Consider the following 15,061-nt stretch of genomic DNA (forward strand, 5'->3'; position numbering starts at 1 on the left):
ACCCCCCACCTCAAAACAACGCCCCGATCAGCTCGTTGATGGCGGCAATCATGTCGCTGTCATCAGTCAGCGCCAGCGCAATCGCGCCTTGGCAGGCGGCACGCTGATCCACGCCCCGGGCAATCAGCTTGCCTGCATGCACCAGCAGGCGGGTAGACGCCCCCTCTTCCAGCCCGTTGCCCTTGAGGTTACGGGTCATGTCGGCCAGTTTCAGCAGTTTATTGGTGGTGGCTTCGTCGAGGCCGGTTTCGTGCATAATGATCCTGCGTTCCAGATCGGCCTTGGGGTAGTCGAATTCAATGGCAATGAAACGTTGGCGGGTGGACTGTTTCAGTTCCTTCAACACGCTTTGGTAACCGGGGTTGTAGGAAATGGCCAGACAGAAACTTTCCGGCGCTTCCAGCAATTGCCCCAGCTTTTCGATTGGCATGATACGGCGGTCGTCGGCCAGCGGGTGGATCACCACCATGGTATCTTTGCGCGCTTCGACGATTTCATCCAGATAGCAGATGCCGCCAGCACGCACCGCACGGGTCAGCGGGCCATCCACCCACACGGTTTCGCCGCCTTTCACCAGATAGCGCCCGACCAGATCGGAGGTAGTCAGGTCATCGTGGCAGGAAACGGTAATCATCGGGCGTTGCAGTTTCCACGCCATGTATTCCATGAAACGGGTCTTGCCGCAACCGGTCGGCCCCTTCAGCAACACGGGCAGATGACTGGCGTAGGCGGCCTCGAACAGGGTAATTTCATCCCCGACAGCGACGTAATAGGGTTCTTTTTCAATCAGGTAGGAAGACGGGTCGTGGATAAGGGCGTTATTGTTGCTGGCAATGTTTCCCACTACATACTCCTGTGGCTGGTGAACTCGACAGCAGGATCATAGCAGCAACAAACCATCCAGGGGTATTGTCTGCGCCATATGTCAGGAAAAGTGGCCAACAAACTTTCCCGGTGATAGATTTACCCGCACCCAAAATAATAATAACAACAAGAAAATCACGACCATGAGCACAACAGAAGCAGACATCGAATTGGCAGCACCGGTGCAGGACAAAAACCTCGACATGGTGCGCAACATCCTGTTCGGCGAACAAAGCCGTGAAAACGAAAAGCGCTTGGCCACGCTGGAGCGTTTCGTCAAGGTCTGGACGAATTCCGTGCGCGACGAAATGCGCAAGAACATGGACAGCCTCAACCACGAAATCCTCATGCTGCAAGACCTGCTGGATCAGGAAGCCAAAGCGCGCATGGAAGACACCGCCATTGCCCGCAAGCATTTTGACCAGACCAGCAAAGGCATTGACAGCCTGCAACGCCAGCTACAAGCCAGCGAAACCCGTCTGCAACATAACCTGGAGCAGGAAAGCAACCAACTGACCGACCTGCTGGACGAACAACGTACCGAACTCCTCGCCCAGCTCAAGCAAGCCACCGAGCAACTGCGTCAGGACAAGGTTGACCGCAACATGGTCGCCGCCCTGCTCGGCCATGTCAGCCAGCAGCTGGCTAGTGAAACGGTGTAAGCCATGCAGGGCACGCCCGACATTGCCCAGTTACGTAATCTGCTGTTCGGCAAAGGCTATGATGAGCTGCTGGCGCTGAAGGAACAGTTTGCAAACTCCGACCGCTACAGCGCCAGCGTCGCCAGCATCATCGCCGAAGCCATCAGCCTGCGTCTGCAACAGGACGACGCCCTGCCCACCGTGCTGGAACCGGTAGTGGAGCAAAGTATTACCCGCGCTATCCACAACCAGCCCAAACACTTTGCCGATGTGCTGTACCCGGTGATGGGGCCGGCCATCCGCAGATCCATCCAGCAGGCACTCAGCGAAATGCTGGAAAACATCAACCAGCTACTGGAACACAGCTTTTCCCTGCGTACCTTGCGCTGGCGTTTCGACGCCTGGCGCACGGGGCACAGCTACGCCCAGATTGCCCTGCTGCATAACCTGGTCTACCAGGTCGAGCAGGTCTTCCTGATCCACCGCGACAGCGGCCTGCTGCTGCACCATCGGGTGGCTGAGAACGCCATTAGCAAAGACCCGGAAATCGTCTCCGGAATGCTGACCGCCATCCAGGATTTCATCCAGGACTCTTTCGCCATCAACAGCGAGGATACTCTCGACTCACTGCGCCTCGGCGAACTGACCGTATTGGTGGAACACGGCCCCCACGCCATTACCGCGCTGGTGGTGCGCGGCACGGTTCCGGGAGAATTGCGATCGCTGCTGGCGAACACGTCCGCCGCCATCCACAGCCACTACGCACAAGCGCTCCAGGCTTACCAGGGCGACGCCAGCCAGCTCGCCGGGGTTGAAACCCTACTGGAACCCTGCCTCAAGCGCCAAACCCGCCCCCAGCAACGGCGCAGGCCATGGCTGGCCTATGTCCTGCTGGGCGCGCTGCTGGCAACAGCTGCTTACGGCCTTTACGCCTACTACCAGCGGCAGGCACAACAGGAAGCCGCAACCCGGCAGGTGCAACAGGCCGTCCAGGACAAACTGCAACACTTGCAACAAGCGCTGACCGAACAGCAAAGCCGCAATGCCGAGCTGGAAACCAGCCTGCAAGACCTGCGTGCACAACACAGCCAAACCGCAGCACAACAGGCGCAGGAAACTGCCGCCAACGAGCAGCAACTGGCAGCCCTTGCCCAGCAACTGGATGCCTCGGCCTACCCGTTCGCCCACGCCCAGGCAGATGTTGACCCAACCAGCCCCGCTGTACAGCAAGTGGGCAAGACCATCCGCCAATTGCTACAAATGGCCCAGTCACTCAACAAAATTCCGCAAATCACCCTGGTCGGCAATACCGACGCGAGCGGCACTGAAACCATCAACCAAACCCTGGCACAAGACCGCGCAACCAACATGCGTAAAGCCCTGATCCAAACCGGCATCCCAGCTTTTATCCTGCTGGCACAGCCCGCCTACCAACCAGGCACGCCGACGGAAGCCCATAAAAACGAACGCGGCATCCGCTACAAGGTAGAACTTTATTAGAGGTAGAACACCCATGATCCAGAAAAAAATCTGCCTGCTAGGCTCCTTCTCGGTTGGCAAGACTAGCCTGATCCGCCGCTACGTCGACAGCCTGTTCAGCGACCGCTACCTGACCACGGTCGGCGTCAAAATCGACAAAAAGCAACTCCAACTCAACGGCCAAGACATGACCCTGATGATCTGGGACATCGCCGGGGAAGACGCTTTCACCAGCATCCGCACTGCTTACCTGCGTGGCATGGCGGGCTACGTCATCGTCATTGACGGTACCCGCCCGCAATCGCTGGAAGTCGCCACTTCCATCCACCGCATGGTGCAGGAAACCGTAGGTGACTTACCGGTTGCATTTGCCCTCAACAAGGCCGACCTGCAACAGCAATGGCAACTCGACAACGCACAACTCGACACCCTGCGCCAGCAGGGGCACACCCTCATCGAAACCAGTGCCAAGCATGACCAGGGCGTCAATGACCTGTTCCTGCATCTGGCCAAACAATTTGGCATCTGACATGAACTTTACGCTGCCCAACCTGTTCGGCGCACTGGATATGGCTGTATTCCTGCGCCAAGATGCAGACACCTTCGGCCTGCATACCGAAGCACCGCCTTGGCTGCTGTTCTTCCTGCGCCAAAGCGAACAGGAAGGCTGCTCCCTGAGCCAAACATTCCCCTACCTAAGTTGTTTCATGGAAGATGCCGAACAACACTGGCAAGCGCATCAAACCCAGCGGCTCCCCTCCGGCATCTGGGTCGAAACGGACGAGCTCGGCAATGAACTGGCGCTCGAAGCCAACGCCTTGTGGGTTGACGGTCAGGCCGTCCTGCTGATCCAACACCTGGGCGAAAAATACCGTGAGGCAGTCAACCACCTGCAACACCTGCGCAACGGCCTGCTGGAACAGGAAAAACTCGAAAATGAAGTGCTGCGCCGCACCCTCAAGATCAAGCAACGCGAAGAAGAAATCGCCATCAAGCTGGTCAGCCTGACCAGTTACCGCGACGAAGAAACCGGCGCACACGTCAAGCGCATCGGCCTGTATGCTGCCGCCATGGCCAAAGCGCTGAACTGGCCAGGCCAACAAGTCGACGACATCCGCATTGCCGCCCCCATGCACGATATTGGCAAGATTGGCGTCCCCGACAAGATTCTGCTGAAAAAGGGCAAACTGACTGACACCGAATTTGCCATCATGAAGCGCCACACCGAAATCGGCGCCCGAATGCTGGAAAACTCCAATATTCCCGTGCTCAACATGGCAGCAGAAATTGCCCTCTGCCATCACGAAAAATGGGACGGCAACGGCTATCCCAGAGGCTTGTCCGGCACCGACATCCCCCTACCCGCCCGTATCACCAGCATCGTCGACATTTACGACGCACTGGTGCATGAGCGCGTCTACAAGAAAGCCATGAGCGAGAAAGAAGCGCTGGCCTTGATGCAAAGCATGACCCATTCCCATCTAGACCCCGAACTGTTCCAGCTATTTTTGGAACTGCTGCCGGTGATGCGGCGCATCCGCAAGGAAGTGAACGAAATTGGCGATTTGTTAGTATCTTACTAAAGGGGTAGTGGGTTAAACCTGTTACAAACCCACTACCCCCTAGCACGCTCAGGGTTGCTTCTGATAAACGGCAGCATTAGCACTCTATGCAGTATGTTAATATTGATTAACGCAAGCTTAATCACAACAAACACAAGCAACATAAATGAGGCGGGTTCTAATCAATGCACGTCGTATCCACTTTCTACACCCAGCCCACCGGCTGGCATATTCCCTTGCCTGACATGGACTCACCACAAACGCTGGTCATGGTCTTCGGCGACGCTGATTTCGCCCCCTACAAACATGCCCTGGCGCAATTACAGCGCAAGTACCCCAACTCGGTCATCGCAGGCTGCTCCACCCTCGCAGGTATTTTCAACGAACACCTGCTGGAAAACGCGCTAGTGGTAGGGATAGCCCGATTTGACAACACCCGTCTGTTGCTGGCCCATGCAGAGCTGAATTCCAAGGAAACCTCCTGGCAGGCGGGACTGCAACTGGCCAAGCAACTGGCCGCGCCAGACCTCAAGGGCATCATCATCCTCACGGATGGCCTACACACCCAGGGAACCGACCTCATCCAGGGCATGGCTTCCTACATCAACCCGCATCAGGTCAACATCATCGGCGGGCTGGCCAGCGACCCCTTCAAGTTCCAGTCCACCTGGGTACTGACCAATGGCACGCCAGCCGAACACATGGTGTGTGGCATCGGCTTTTATGGCGAAAAACTCGTATTCACCAGCAACACCCAGGATGGCTTCAAACCATTCGGTGGCGAACGCATGATTACCCGCGCCAATGACCGCATCCTGTATGAACTTGATGGCCACCCCGCCCTGCAACTCTACAAGGAATACCTCGGTGCACACGCAGCCAGCCTTCCCCAGTCTGCGCTGAATTTCCCACTGGCCATCTGGAATGAAAACAAACAGCATTACGCTATCCGCGTACCAATAGCCGTTGACGAAGACACCCAGAGCCTGCATTTTGTCGCCGATATTCCTGACGGCCACAAAGCACAGCTCATGTACGGCAATATGGATAACCTGCTGGAAGGCGTGGAAACGGCAGCCCGCACCCTGGCCGACGCCCTGCCGGACGACAGGCCGGTACTGGCATTCACCATCAGCTGCACTGTCCACAAACTCATCATGGGCGACGATACCGTCCAGGAGCTGGAAACCGTCATGGATGAACTACCCACCGGCAGCCAGCAAATCGGCTGCTACACCTACGGCGAGCTGGCTCCGACCGAACAGGGCGGCGGATGCAGCCTGCACAATGCCACCATGACGCTGGCAGTGTTGTACGAACAGGATGCCTAAGCAGCCACCTGTCCCAACTCACATGGAAATTGCATTTCCGCCAACCCTGAGACACACTTCCGGGCTGTTTATTGTCAGGAAGTGATGTCTCATGCTCATGAAAATCGACGCCAATGCCTTCATGCCGATGGAAATGCCCGTCATGACCGAAACGCATGAAGAAGAGCGGCTCATGCTCAACGAAATCTATGAGCTGTTGGCGCAGGAGCCGCTGGATGCAGAGCTGATCGATACGAAGCTGGATGCATTGCTGCACCACACCGAAGTGCATTTCGAGCGCGAAAACCGCAACATGCTGATCATCGAATTTCGCCCGTACCCGGTACACAAGGACGAGCACGATATGGCGCTGTCTGCCATGAAAGCCGTTATCAATCAATGGAAACTCAACCGGAATCTGAAAGTGCTACGCGCCTATCTTGAAACCGAGTTGCCTGCCTGGTTGCAGCAGCACATCGCCACCATGGACATGATCACCGCCCGTTTCCTGAAAATGTATCAGGACAAGGGCGGTGAACTCGACTTTAGCTGAGTGGCCGTTTTGCTGACGCTACACCCGCACCCGGCAACGCCCTGTGCCGCCGTCCATTCGCTGCAAGTCACGGTGGAACGGACTGAAGAGGGCGGTTTGCGTCTGCAATACCGGCTTTCCGGCGACCTTACCCAAATCCGTATTCCGGAACCACAAACCCCGGTATTTGCCGATGGGCTGTGGGAACACACCTGCTTTGAAGCCTTCATTGGTGTGCGGGGGGAAAGCGGCTATCACGAATTCAACTTTTCGCCTTCCGGCCAGTGGGCTGCGTATACCTTTAGCGGGTATCGGGAGATAGAGGGAAGAAAATCCTCCCCCGGCCCCTCCTTTTTCAAAGGAGGGGAGCTTGATCGTGACTCCGTTGGTTGTTGCGGAGTTGAATCTGGCTTCCCCCTTTGCAAAAGGGGAATTGAGGGGGATTTGCTTCTGCAAGTGGTTATCGTTACAACCGACTTACCCCCCAACTCCGGCAACAACCCTTTTGAACTGGGTCTGACCGCCGTCATCGAAACTACAAGCGGTGAAAAATCCTACTGGGCGTTGCAACATCCGGCTGCTCGTCCCGACTTTCACCTCCGGAGCGGATTTACTTGCCAGACAGCTTCTAACGGATGCTTCTGATCACCTTATATAGAATCTCAGCTTGGGACTGTAATCGCCGTCGCCGTAGGGGGTATCATCGGCACGGACTTTCCACTGATAGCGATGTGCCGCCCAGGATTGGGATGGCAGACTGACCGTACAGAGATTACCGTCGCAAATGCTGTTCGCCGGATACTTTTGCGAATGGACTGTGTAGTCATCGTCACGATCCCACACCGACACTTTATATTCTTGAGTTTGGTACGGTAGTGCTGCAAACGTCAAAGTAACCGCGTCACCCGCTGAATAATAAGTACCGTTCGGTGCAACTTGCGTTACAACATGGGCACCGGCGGTGATCGGCTGGTCGACAACGAATGGTTGCGCATCTGCCCAACGGCTATGCCCGACATCATCATGTGCCTTGACTGAGAAATAATGATAACCAGGCATTGCATCAATGTTGATTGAGCAAACACCATTACGGCAACTAGAGGGATTTGCTGACAAACTGAAGAACAAGACATCTTGGTCTTGCAGCCATTTGTAGACAAAGGCATCAGCCTCAGTATTGTTTTGGGCGAGACCGACTAAAATTTCATAGTGGGTTGCACCATTTACCTCATTCCAGCTTAAGGCCACCGTACCGGATGGCACAGTACCTTGAGGCTGCAAATTTACCGGCGCTGGCAGGCGTGACACCACTTCGTCACGGAATGCTTTCACAGTGGGTGCGGTCAAATGCAAGGAAGCGACTGCATCGGCATCACAGGGAGGATTGTCCAGATTCCGGTTTTTGCAACTCACGTCCGTGCCTGCTGGTACTCCCATCGCAAAACCACCGTAGTGAATCCGGTTCGGATCTGAGAACAGTGGTAAACGGTAGCAACTGATCCCGGTAGCAACCACACAGTGCTCGTCATAAGCCATCAAAGTGCGCCAGGTGAAGTCAGGGCTTACATAACCGAACGAGTGCGAAGTCGGTAGTTCCCCATATTTATGGGAGGAGCGGAACCAGTCATGGTGTAGCCCCATTGCATGGCCGTTTTCGTGAGGCCACGCGCTTGAGTCGATCCCGTTCCAGTCGACCAAATAGAAAGGGGCAGATTCACTGAGCGCCGGATCGTTGGCAGACAAGACATTGGAGCTGCCACCCGTCCAGGTCGGCCAGTCATCCCCCTCAACGAGCAAGACCACCATGTCAGCCCCATATTGATCACGAAGCGCCAGCACTTCATCCATTACGCCATCATCTTTGGCTGCCAGGTGGTCAAGCGTTTTTCGTTGTGCTGAATCTCCATCATCGTCTGCGTTGCCCGGATCATCGGTGACAGTCGCTTCATCAAAATCAACCGGATGATCCATGAGATGCGCAATTCGGTAACGTACATCAGTGCCACTATTTTGATGGACATGGTTCATACTGACCATCGAGAAATTCAACGACTCCTCCAGGGTGCGGTTGACTCCCAGTCCCCGAAAATAAGCATCATGATGGGCTAATGCCAGTGGTGTATAGGCCACCAGGATGTCAATGTCCTGAGTTTCCGCTTTCACCGCATGGCTCCAACCAATGCTGGCCAATACGGATAGGGATAATAAGCTGATTTTAATTGCCTTTAGCATTGAAAATAACCTCGCAAGAAATACACGATAAACCAATGTTTGGTATAAAAATTATACAAACCTTTACAATGTTGTCGTAATTTTGAATGCTCCGGATACACCGCCAATTCTTAGGATGGTAGTAACCGTAGTATTGGCTTTGGATGATGAAGTACGCCGCAACTGCACGGTATCACCGTTGTTCACAGTTCCTGCCGCATTGGTGTAATTCCCGCCATTAATGCGGTACTCTCCCTTGGTGATACGAATGGCCGCAGGCGCGTTAATCCCGCTGACTGTGATGGTGTTTGATTCAAACACTGTTGATCTGGCCACATGTGTCAATGCACTGAAACTGAAGGCGTCTGGCTTGGCGTCCTTCTTCACCGTGATGCTTTTGAAGTTTCGCTTGATCCCGCCGATTGTCAGTCTGCTTACTACGGCTGTGCGGAAGTTGGCGGAAGATGTATGCCGCACCTGCACTGTGTCACCGTTGTTGATGGTTCCGGTGGCAGAGGTGTACTCCCCGCCGTTGATACGGTATTCCCCTCCACTGATACTGATGGCAGAGGTCGAGTTGATACCACTGATGGTTACAGGGTTAGAAGCGATAGCGGCTGATAAAGCCACTCCAACCTGGTTAGTGAAGCTAAACGCATCGGGGGTGGTATCGGCATTGCCAGCACCAGTAACGGCCTTGGACAACAAGCGCACATAGGCTGCCTGATAATTGATGGCCGGTTCAGTAATCTCGTAAGACTGCTGTCTGGCATTGTTCCATGACCAGTAACGTTTCATTGCAGGTTGGCTTTTCAAGTTGTGGTCGCTGTCCTGCACACCGTCAATGTAGACTTTGGCCGTGCTCCAATACTGGTTTGGCCCGCCAACCAGGAAACCGGGGGCTGGTCCGTTGGATGTCTGGATATTGTCCCATTGCGTATTGTCGGCAAACCACATGTGGTACATCTCCGGTACGGAGTCTTCCGCTCCCGCTGCCCCCATGTTGGACAGGAAGACCATGGCGTGAGGGTTCACTCCATGCAGGTAGTGCAGGTAGCCGTCGGCTCCTGCTTTGGCGTTGGAGACATCCGCCTCCGGCACGGGAACGTTGTATTGCAGGACATTCCACAAACTGGTTCCGGCAATGGACTTGGATTGGTTGCTGCCCCACAGGTATTCATCCAGATAGGCGCGGTAAGGGTCTTTGCCTTCCTTGAAGCGCGCCAGTGGGGAGAATGGCGTCCAGGCATAACGCCATGACAGGGCATCCTTGTAGGCTGAACGGATTTTGCCTGACAGGGCGGCGTCAGCGCCAGGTTGGGCGGCGTAATACAGCAGAGCGTCCTGGGATTCCGCAGCCATGCCGTTGTGGGTCAGATCCCCCCGCGCCATCAGGGTGGTATCGGTTTCCGCATGTTGCCGAATATAATCGGCAAAGCGTTGTTCGCCTGTCAGTACCCATAGGTGGATGGCCGCGTTGACCTGATTGGCGTGTTGTTCGAGTCCGCAATTGGTCTGGTCGAGACTACCATAAAGGCAATCTTCTGCTCCGGCAGTGACGAAACCGGCATTGTCATACAGGGAGGGAACAGCCTGTGGGTGAGCTTCCAGCCAGTTCCAGGCTTTTCCGGCTGCTTCTTCCAGTATGGCGGAATAGGAGGAAAACTCCGGGAAAGCGCCAAAAACCTTGGCTGCATGGGCAAACGCGCCAGCACCGGAAATGGTGGCGGAGGCAGTGGCGGGCGCATAGCGGCGCGGAATCAGGTCGGTACTGGGTGGGCTGACATCATCCCAGTCAATGGAGGTCACTTTATGCAGCAGGCTGCCATCCGTGTTCTGCATCCGCAACAGCCAGTCCAGTTCCCACTTCAATTCATCCAGTACGTCAGGTATGCCGTTGCCAGATTCCGGAATAGCATAATCATCCCCCCACGCCCTGCTGTTTTCCTGATAGGCATAGAGCAGGTCATGGATGGCTCCATCGGCATAATTCACGTATTTGTTGAAATCGCCAGCGTCATACCAGCCGCCGGACAAATCACGGGATGTGGCGGGGTCCGATACTGCCGGGTTTGCCGGATTCATGGCGCGGGCATCGAAATCCTGTTCCGCATAACCATGACTTGCCGCATCGGCATAGCGGTCATCAGCGTAAGGCGGCAGTTTGTCCGCATTGACACGTTGGTAGAAGAAAGCCCGCATGGCGGCTTTCAGGACTGCATCATAAACATGCCCGCCAATGGTGAAGGGATACGAACGCCCAGTGGTTTCCGGATCGTAGATGTAATAATCCCCCGTCGTTTGTAGCTGTGAAAAATCAAACCACCATGCCTTATCCCCCGATTTTGCATCGGTGGCTCCACCATTCCAGACAGTGGGGTTCCCGGTGTAGACAACCCCATTGTCCACTACTCGCCGTACCTCCAGTTGGGAACCCGGAGTATAGGCGCGGGTTGCGTTGAAGCCTTTTTGCGGATCCGCCAGTACTGCCACTTTACTGGAATCAGGTAAATAGCCGAACTGGTCAACCATGATCAAAGGTCGTTCAGCGGCTACTCCGGCGCTAGTCAGGCAGGACAGGCCACACAGCAGCACCGTCCACAGATATTTTCTGGCCAACATATCAAAACCTCCCTCGCTCGCGGTTGTTCAATTGTTGGCTAACATGTTATATACATACGCAAATGTATGTAAGTGAATTATTTATAAAACTAATGATAAATATCAAACTATCAGATAAAGATGCCGCGCAGCAGGATGTCTACCAAATCTTCCAATTGTTGTCCTGTGGAAAAGGAACGGAAGCTTATCCAGTGCCGGTGTAGGTTTTGCTGGTAAATCAGCACGGCTTCAGCGGCTGTGGCGGCTTCAAGTCCGGGGTAAAGTTCCCCCCGCTGTTGACTGCTTGTGAATAATTGAATCAGTTGCTGTTTTTGTCGTTGGCGTCTGGCTGCGAGGGTTTTCCGGACATTTTCAAGGTCAGAATGTCCATCCGTTTCCAGCAGGATAAGCCGGGCAATGGCTTCATAACGGGAATCCTTGGCAAGGTGGCGAATGATTCCGACCAATACATACCGCAACTGCTCCTGTGCGGAGACACCCTGTACACGCAGTTGGGCGATCAATGCATCCAGTTCCTGCGAGGTGTCATGCACCAGTTCGCTGAATATCTGGGCTTTGCTGGCGAAATGGTGGTATACGGCTCCACGGGTCATCCCTGCATTTTGTGCAATTTGCTGTAGGGTTGCCCTCTCATAGCCGACCCGGACAAACTCCTCAAGTGCGGTTTCTAAAAGTTTCTGACGAGTCAGGATAGCGTCTTCATTTGTGCGTCTCATGCCGCCAACATATTGCATCTGTTGGGGCGTGTACATACTTGGCCAAAGATAAACAGAAAACAGGGGAAACCCGCAGGTTTCCCCAATGCTTATAGATAGCTAATTAGTTTAATTTACCGTCAGGTCAATGGCCTTACTGTTATTACTCATCAGGCCGTCATCCGTATCTGACAGGGCTGAACCCGTTAGGGTATAAGGGCCTGCCACGGATGGACGCAGATAGATATAGCGGTTACGGGATGCGCCATTCGCCAGATCACCAAAGCTGCACGTGATTTCCGTAGCGGAAGGCGTGCATTCGGAGGCACCGGATATCCAGCTCATATTGGCGGGCATTGGCAACACGAAACGCGCATTGGTTGCAACGTCGTCACCCTTGTTTTTGATCACGAAGTTGAAACTGACAGACTTCCCCACCTTGGGGGTGCTGGTGGTTGTGCGGAAAGTGGTAAGCGCCATATCGGCCTGGGAAGTAACCGCCATATCCACGGAGACACCGTTATTCGCCATGTTGTTGTCCGCAGTATCGGATACAACGGAACCCGTTAGGGTAAACTGGCCTGCTTCTGTGGGATGCAGGTAGAAATAGCGGTTGCGGGATGCTCCATTCACCAGATCGCCAAAGTTGCAGGTGATCTCCGTTGCGGAAGGTGTACATTCGGATGCACCGGATGCCCAGGTCATGGCTGCTGGTAACGGCATGACAAAACGGGTATTGGTGGCAGTATCCGCTCCCTTGTTTTCAAGCACAAAGTGGAATTCGACTGCATTACCGCCAATAGTTGGAGCAGTATTCCCTACCGTGAAAGTCCGCATACTCACATCAGCATTTGCACCAGTGGCGACCTGGGCTGTGGTGCTGCTGAATGTGTCAGATACCCCCCCGATCGTCAAGGTAGTGCTAACCGTAGTTTCAGGTAGGGCGGATGAGGTGTGCCGTACCTGCACGGTATCGCCGTTGCTGACAGTTCCGGCGGCTGAGGTATATGCCCCTCCATTGATACGGTATTCCCCGCTTGTTACCGAAACTGAAGTCGCGCTATTGATGCCGCTGACAGTGACCGATCCGGATTCCACCAACGTAGAGATGCCTACATTGGTTTGGTCTGTGAAGCTGAACGGGTCAGGCGTGGCGTCATTCGGTTCAGCTGCCGTGGTACTAGTGAACGTGTCGGAGACGCCGCCAACGGTCAGGACAGTATTCGTGGCAGTAGCGTAAGCAGCAGATGAAGTGTGCCGTACCTGCACGGTATCGCCGTTGCTGACGGTTCCGGCTGTGGAGGTATACACCCCTCCATTGACAGCATATTCCCCACCGCTGACGCTGATAGCCGTAGCGGCATCGATGTCGTTGATCGTGATCGGGCTGGAGGTGATCGTGGCAGACAAACCTACCCCGCTCTGGTCAGTAAAGCTGAACGCATCTGGTGTGGTGTCAGGGGTATCGCCGCCATTGCCGCCGCTATCGGCGCCATTGACTTCCGGTAAAGCAGCCTTGAGGGCAGTAGTCGTTGTGAGGTGCCCGTTCGGATAGCTGTTCCAGCTCCGGTAAACGCCGAAATTGCTTTCGTTATAGTGGAACAGGTCACGGCTGATACCGAAATAATCGAAGGCTGCATTGGCATGTTGCAGCCACGTCACGCCGTTGACGCCCGCCAGTTCGTATTTCTCAAACGTAATCCCGTACTCGCCAATATTGAATGGCACGGTGAAACTGTCAGTAGCCTCATCGTAGAAGTTGCTCAAGCCTTCACCCTCGCGCAGTTGCTGCTTGAATTCTTCCAGTGTGCCGGTGTAAGGCGTGTTGTTAGTGTGGGAACCTGCCCAACTCCAAGGCTCATACCAGTGGACATCGTACAGGATGTTGTCATCCGCCAGCTTGTACATGCCGATGTCTTTGCTATGGAATGATACTTCCACGTCAATCAGGTGGTTGGCATCCACCGCACGGATTTTGTCGATGACGGTCTGGGCGTAGGCAAACCAGTTGTTGATGTTGGGTTCGTTAATCAGGTCATAGGCCACGATGGTGGTTTCATTGCGGTAGCGCTGGGCAATGGCAACCCATAGATCTTCCAACCGTTTTTGCAGGTCTGGGCGGTTGCCGAACCCAGCATAATCGTTGCTCTGGTAGCCGCCCGGCGGCACATGCATGTCCAGGATCAGACGTATGCCGTTCTGCTGCGCCCATTGGATGTTCCTGTCAACTACTGCCCAGCCTTCTTCCTTATAGACGCCAGGAGCCGCATCGTCTTCAAACAGGCTGTAAGACAAATTCAGGCGCACGGTATTGAACCCAAGGCTGCGGATTTCCTGATAGGACTCCGCATCGGCGTTTTTGTATTTGAAATTATCCAAAGCATGTTGGTTGCCATAACCAGGGTCATACTGGTAAACGTTAATACCCTTCATGACAAAAGGCGTATTGCCGGAACCGACGACCAGACGGTTGCCATCCGCATGCACCAGATTGGCGGAATCAAGAGTGGCAGGCGGCTGGTAGCCGACTTGCGCACTGGTCAGCGGCTTGACGAAGGTGTCATCCACATGGAAAGGTTTGTTGGCTCCGCCGCTGATGCAGACTTTAAGGCTATCGGTAGGGGCAAAATTGGCCTTGTAGACACCATACAAGTGTGTCCATTCATCGGGGTAGGCAGCGCCGTCGTAGGCAGACTGTTCGCCATCCAGCCAAACGGGGTCAGCCCCGTTCTTGATCAGCCCCAGCCAATGATTGGCGGAAGTATCCGCATTGTTGGCCAGACGGATGCGCGCGCCGAATTCATACATTGTGCCATTCTGGAGTTGGCTGGTGTCCAGCGTGTACAGCGCGCCATAGGGGCACCACGCATAGGCGGAATCCACCTTCATACCCGCCTGTCCGGCGTAGGCGGCAGTCGGGTCAAGGGTCAGGATGGATTTGGTGCTTGTCCACGGCAGTACGCCGCCTTCAAAACCGCCATCATTGATCAGGTTGCCAGCCAGTGCGCTTTGCACAGCTAACACCAACGGGATTGCAATGAATCCCCGTGTATTCAGTTTCATGGATATTCCCTCGCTTCTATCTTTATGTATAAGCACAATCTTATGCTGCATTACCATGATCGTTTATTTGCCGGATGCAGTT

The 15,061-nt window shown here is 54.6% G+C and carries 12 protein-coding genes; 7 read left to right on the forward strand and 5 right to left on the reverse strand.

What is annotated here, in order from left to right:
• Window positions 1-10: 10 nt before the first annotated feature.
• Window positions 11-844 carry a CbbQ/NirQ/NorQ/GpvN family protein gene (locus tag THINI_RS08985; protein WP_002708284.1) on the reverse strand — a complete coding sequence of 278 codons (834 nt, stop codon included), beginning with the start codon at window positions 842-844 and terminating at the stop codon, window positions 11-13.
• Window positions 845-1,007: 163 nt separating this feature from the next.
• On the opposite strand from THINI_RS08985, the gene THINI_RS08990 reads away from it, so the two are divergent.
• The 7 genes from THINI_RS08990 to THINI_RS24255 all read left to right on the forward strand — a co-directional run bounded on the left by THINI_RS08990 (window position 1,008) and on the right by THINI_RS24255 (window position 7,033).
• Window positions 1,008-1,526, forward strand: coding sequence for a hypothetical protein (locus tag THINI_RS08990; RefSeq protein ID WP_002708285.1), 519 nt, complete (start codon window positions 1,008-1,010; stop codon window positions 1,524-1,526).
• Between the two features lie 3 nt (window positions 1,527-1,529).
• Window positions 1,530-3,005, forward strand: coding sequence for an OmpA family protein (locus THINI_RS23295; RefSeq protein ID WP_002708286.1), 1,476 nt, complete (start codon window positions 1,530-1,532; stop codon window positions 3,003-3,005).
• Between the two features lie 13 nt (window positions 3,006-3,018).
• Window positions 3,019-3,513 (forward strand): Rab family GTPase, encoded by a 495-nt coding sequence (locus THINI_RS09000; RefSeq protein ID WP_002708287.1) that lies wholly within the window; start codon window positions 3,019-3,021, stop codon window positions 3,511-3,513.
• A gap of 1 nt (window position 3,514) precedes the next feature.
• Window positions 3,515-4,567: an HD-GYP domain-containing protein gene (locus tag THINI_RS09005; protein WP_169314603.1), complete on the forward strand. Its 1,053-nt coding sequence runs from the start codon at window positions 3,515-3,517 to the stop codon at window positions 4,565-4,567.
• A 164-nt stretch (window positions 4,568-4,731) separates the two neighbouring features.
• A complete protein-coding gene (locus tag THINI_RS09010; protein WP_002708289.1) occupies window positions 4,732-5,877 on the forward strand; it encodes an FIST signal transduction protein in 1,146 nt (381 codons plus the stop codon).
• A 91-nt stretch (window positions 5,878-5,968) separates the two neighbouring features.
• Window positions 5,969-6,409: a hemerythrin family protein gene (locus THINI_RS23300; RefSeq protein WP_002708290.1), complete on the forward strand. Its 441-nt coding sequence runs from the start codon at window positions 5,969-5,971 to the stop codon at window positions 6,407-6,409.
• Window positions 6,410-6,418: 9 nt separating this feature from the next.
• A complete protein-coding gene (locus THINI_RS24255; protein ID WP_002708291.1) occupies window positions 6,419-7,033 on the forward strand; it encodes a DOMON-like domain-containing protein in 615 nt (204 codons plus the stop codon).
• On the opposite strand, the gene THINI_RS09025 is transcribed toward THINI_RS24255, so the two are convergent.
• The 4 genes from THINI_RS09025 to THINI_RS09040 form a co-directional block, all read right to left on the reverse strand.
• On the reverse strand, window positions 7,034-8,620 hold the full coding sequence (locus THINI_RS09025) for a zinc metalloprotease (RefSeq protein WP_002708292.1): 1,587 nt from the start codon (window positions 8,618-8,620) through the stop codon (window positions 7,034-7,036).
• A 63-nt stretch (window positions 8,621-8,683) separates the two neighbouring features.
• Window positions 8,684-11,221: a glycoside hydrolase family 9 protein gene (locus THINI_RS09030; protein WP_002708293.1), complete on the reverse strand. Its 2,538-nt coding sequence runs from the start codon at window positions 11,219-11,221 to the stop codon at window positions 8,684-8,686.
• 110 nt (window positions 11,222-11,331) lie between these two features.
• Window positions 11,332-11,937: a TetR family transcriptional regulator gene (locus THINI_RS23305; RefSeq protein ID WP_169314604.1), complete on the reverse strand. Its 606-nt coding sequence runs from the start codon at window positions 11,935-11,937 to the stop codon at window positions 11,332-11,334.
• Between the two features lie 108 nt (window positions 11,938-12,045).
• On the reverse strand, window positions 12,046-14,979 hold the full coding sequence (locus THINI_RS09040) for a cellulase family glycosylhydrolase (RefSeq protein WP_002708295.1): 2,934 nt from the start codon (window positions 14,977-14,979) through the stop codon (window positions 12,046-12,048).
• Between the last annotated feature and the right edge of the window lie 82 nt (window positions 14,980-15,061).

This window comes from Thiothrix nivea DSM 5205 (assembly GCF_000260135.1).
Taxonomy (GTDB): Bacteria; Pseudomonadota; Gammaproteobacteria; order Thiotrichales; family Thiotrichaceae; genus Thiothrix; species Thiothrix nivea.

Excerpts from the sequence above, each read along its gene's own strand:
- THINI_RS08990 (WP_002708285.1), top strand. The coding sequence starts at position 1,008 with ATGAGCACAACAGAAGCAGACATCGAATTGGCAGCACCGGTGCAGGAC.
- THINI_RS23295 (WP_002708286.1), top strand. The coding sequence starts at position 1,530 with ATGCAGGGCACGCCCGACATTGCCCAGTTACGTAATCTGCTGTTCGGC.
- THINI_RS09000 (WP_002708287.1), top strand. The coding sequence starts at position 3,019 with ATGATCCAGAAAAAAATCTGCCTGCTAGGCTCCTTCTCGGTTGGCAAG.
- THINI_RS09005 (WP_169314603.1), top strand. The coding sequence starts at position 3,515 with ATGAACTTTACGCTGCCCAACCTGTTCGGCGCACTGGATATGGCTGTA.
- THINI_RS09010 (WP_002708289.1), top strand. The coding sequence starts at position 4,732 with ATGCACGTCGTATCCACTTTCTACACCCAGCCCACCGGCTGGCATATT.
- THINI_RS23300 (WP_002708290.1), top strand. The coding sequence starts at position 5,969 with ATGCTCATGAAAATCGACGCCAATGCCTTCATGCCGATGGAAATGCCC.
- THINI_RS09025 (WP_002708292.1), bottom strand. The coding sequence starts at position 8,620 with ATGCTAAAGGCAATTAAAATCAGCTTATTATCCCTATCCGTATTGGCC.
- THINI_RS09030 (WP_002708293.1), bottom strand. The coding sequence starts at position 11,221 with ATGTTGGCCAGAAAATATCTGTGGACGGTGCTGCTGTGTGGCCTGTCC.
- THINI_RS23305 (WP_169314604.1), bottom strand. The coding sequence starts at position 11,937 with ATGAGACGCACAAATGAAGACGCTATCCTGACTCGTCAGAAACTTTTA.
- THINI_RS09040 (WP_002708295.1), bottom strand. The coding sequence starts at position 14,979 with ATGAAACTGAATACACGGGGATTCATTGCAATCCCGTTGGTGTTAGCT.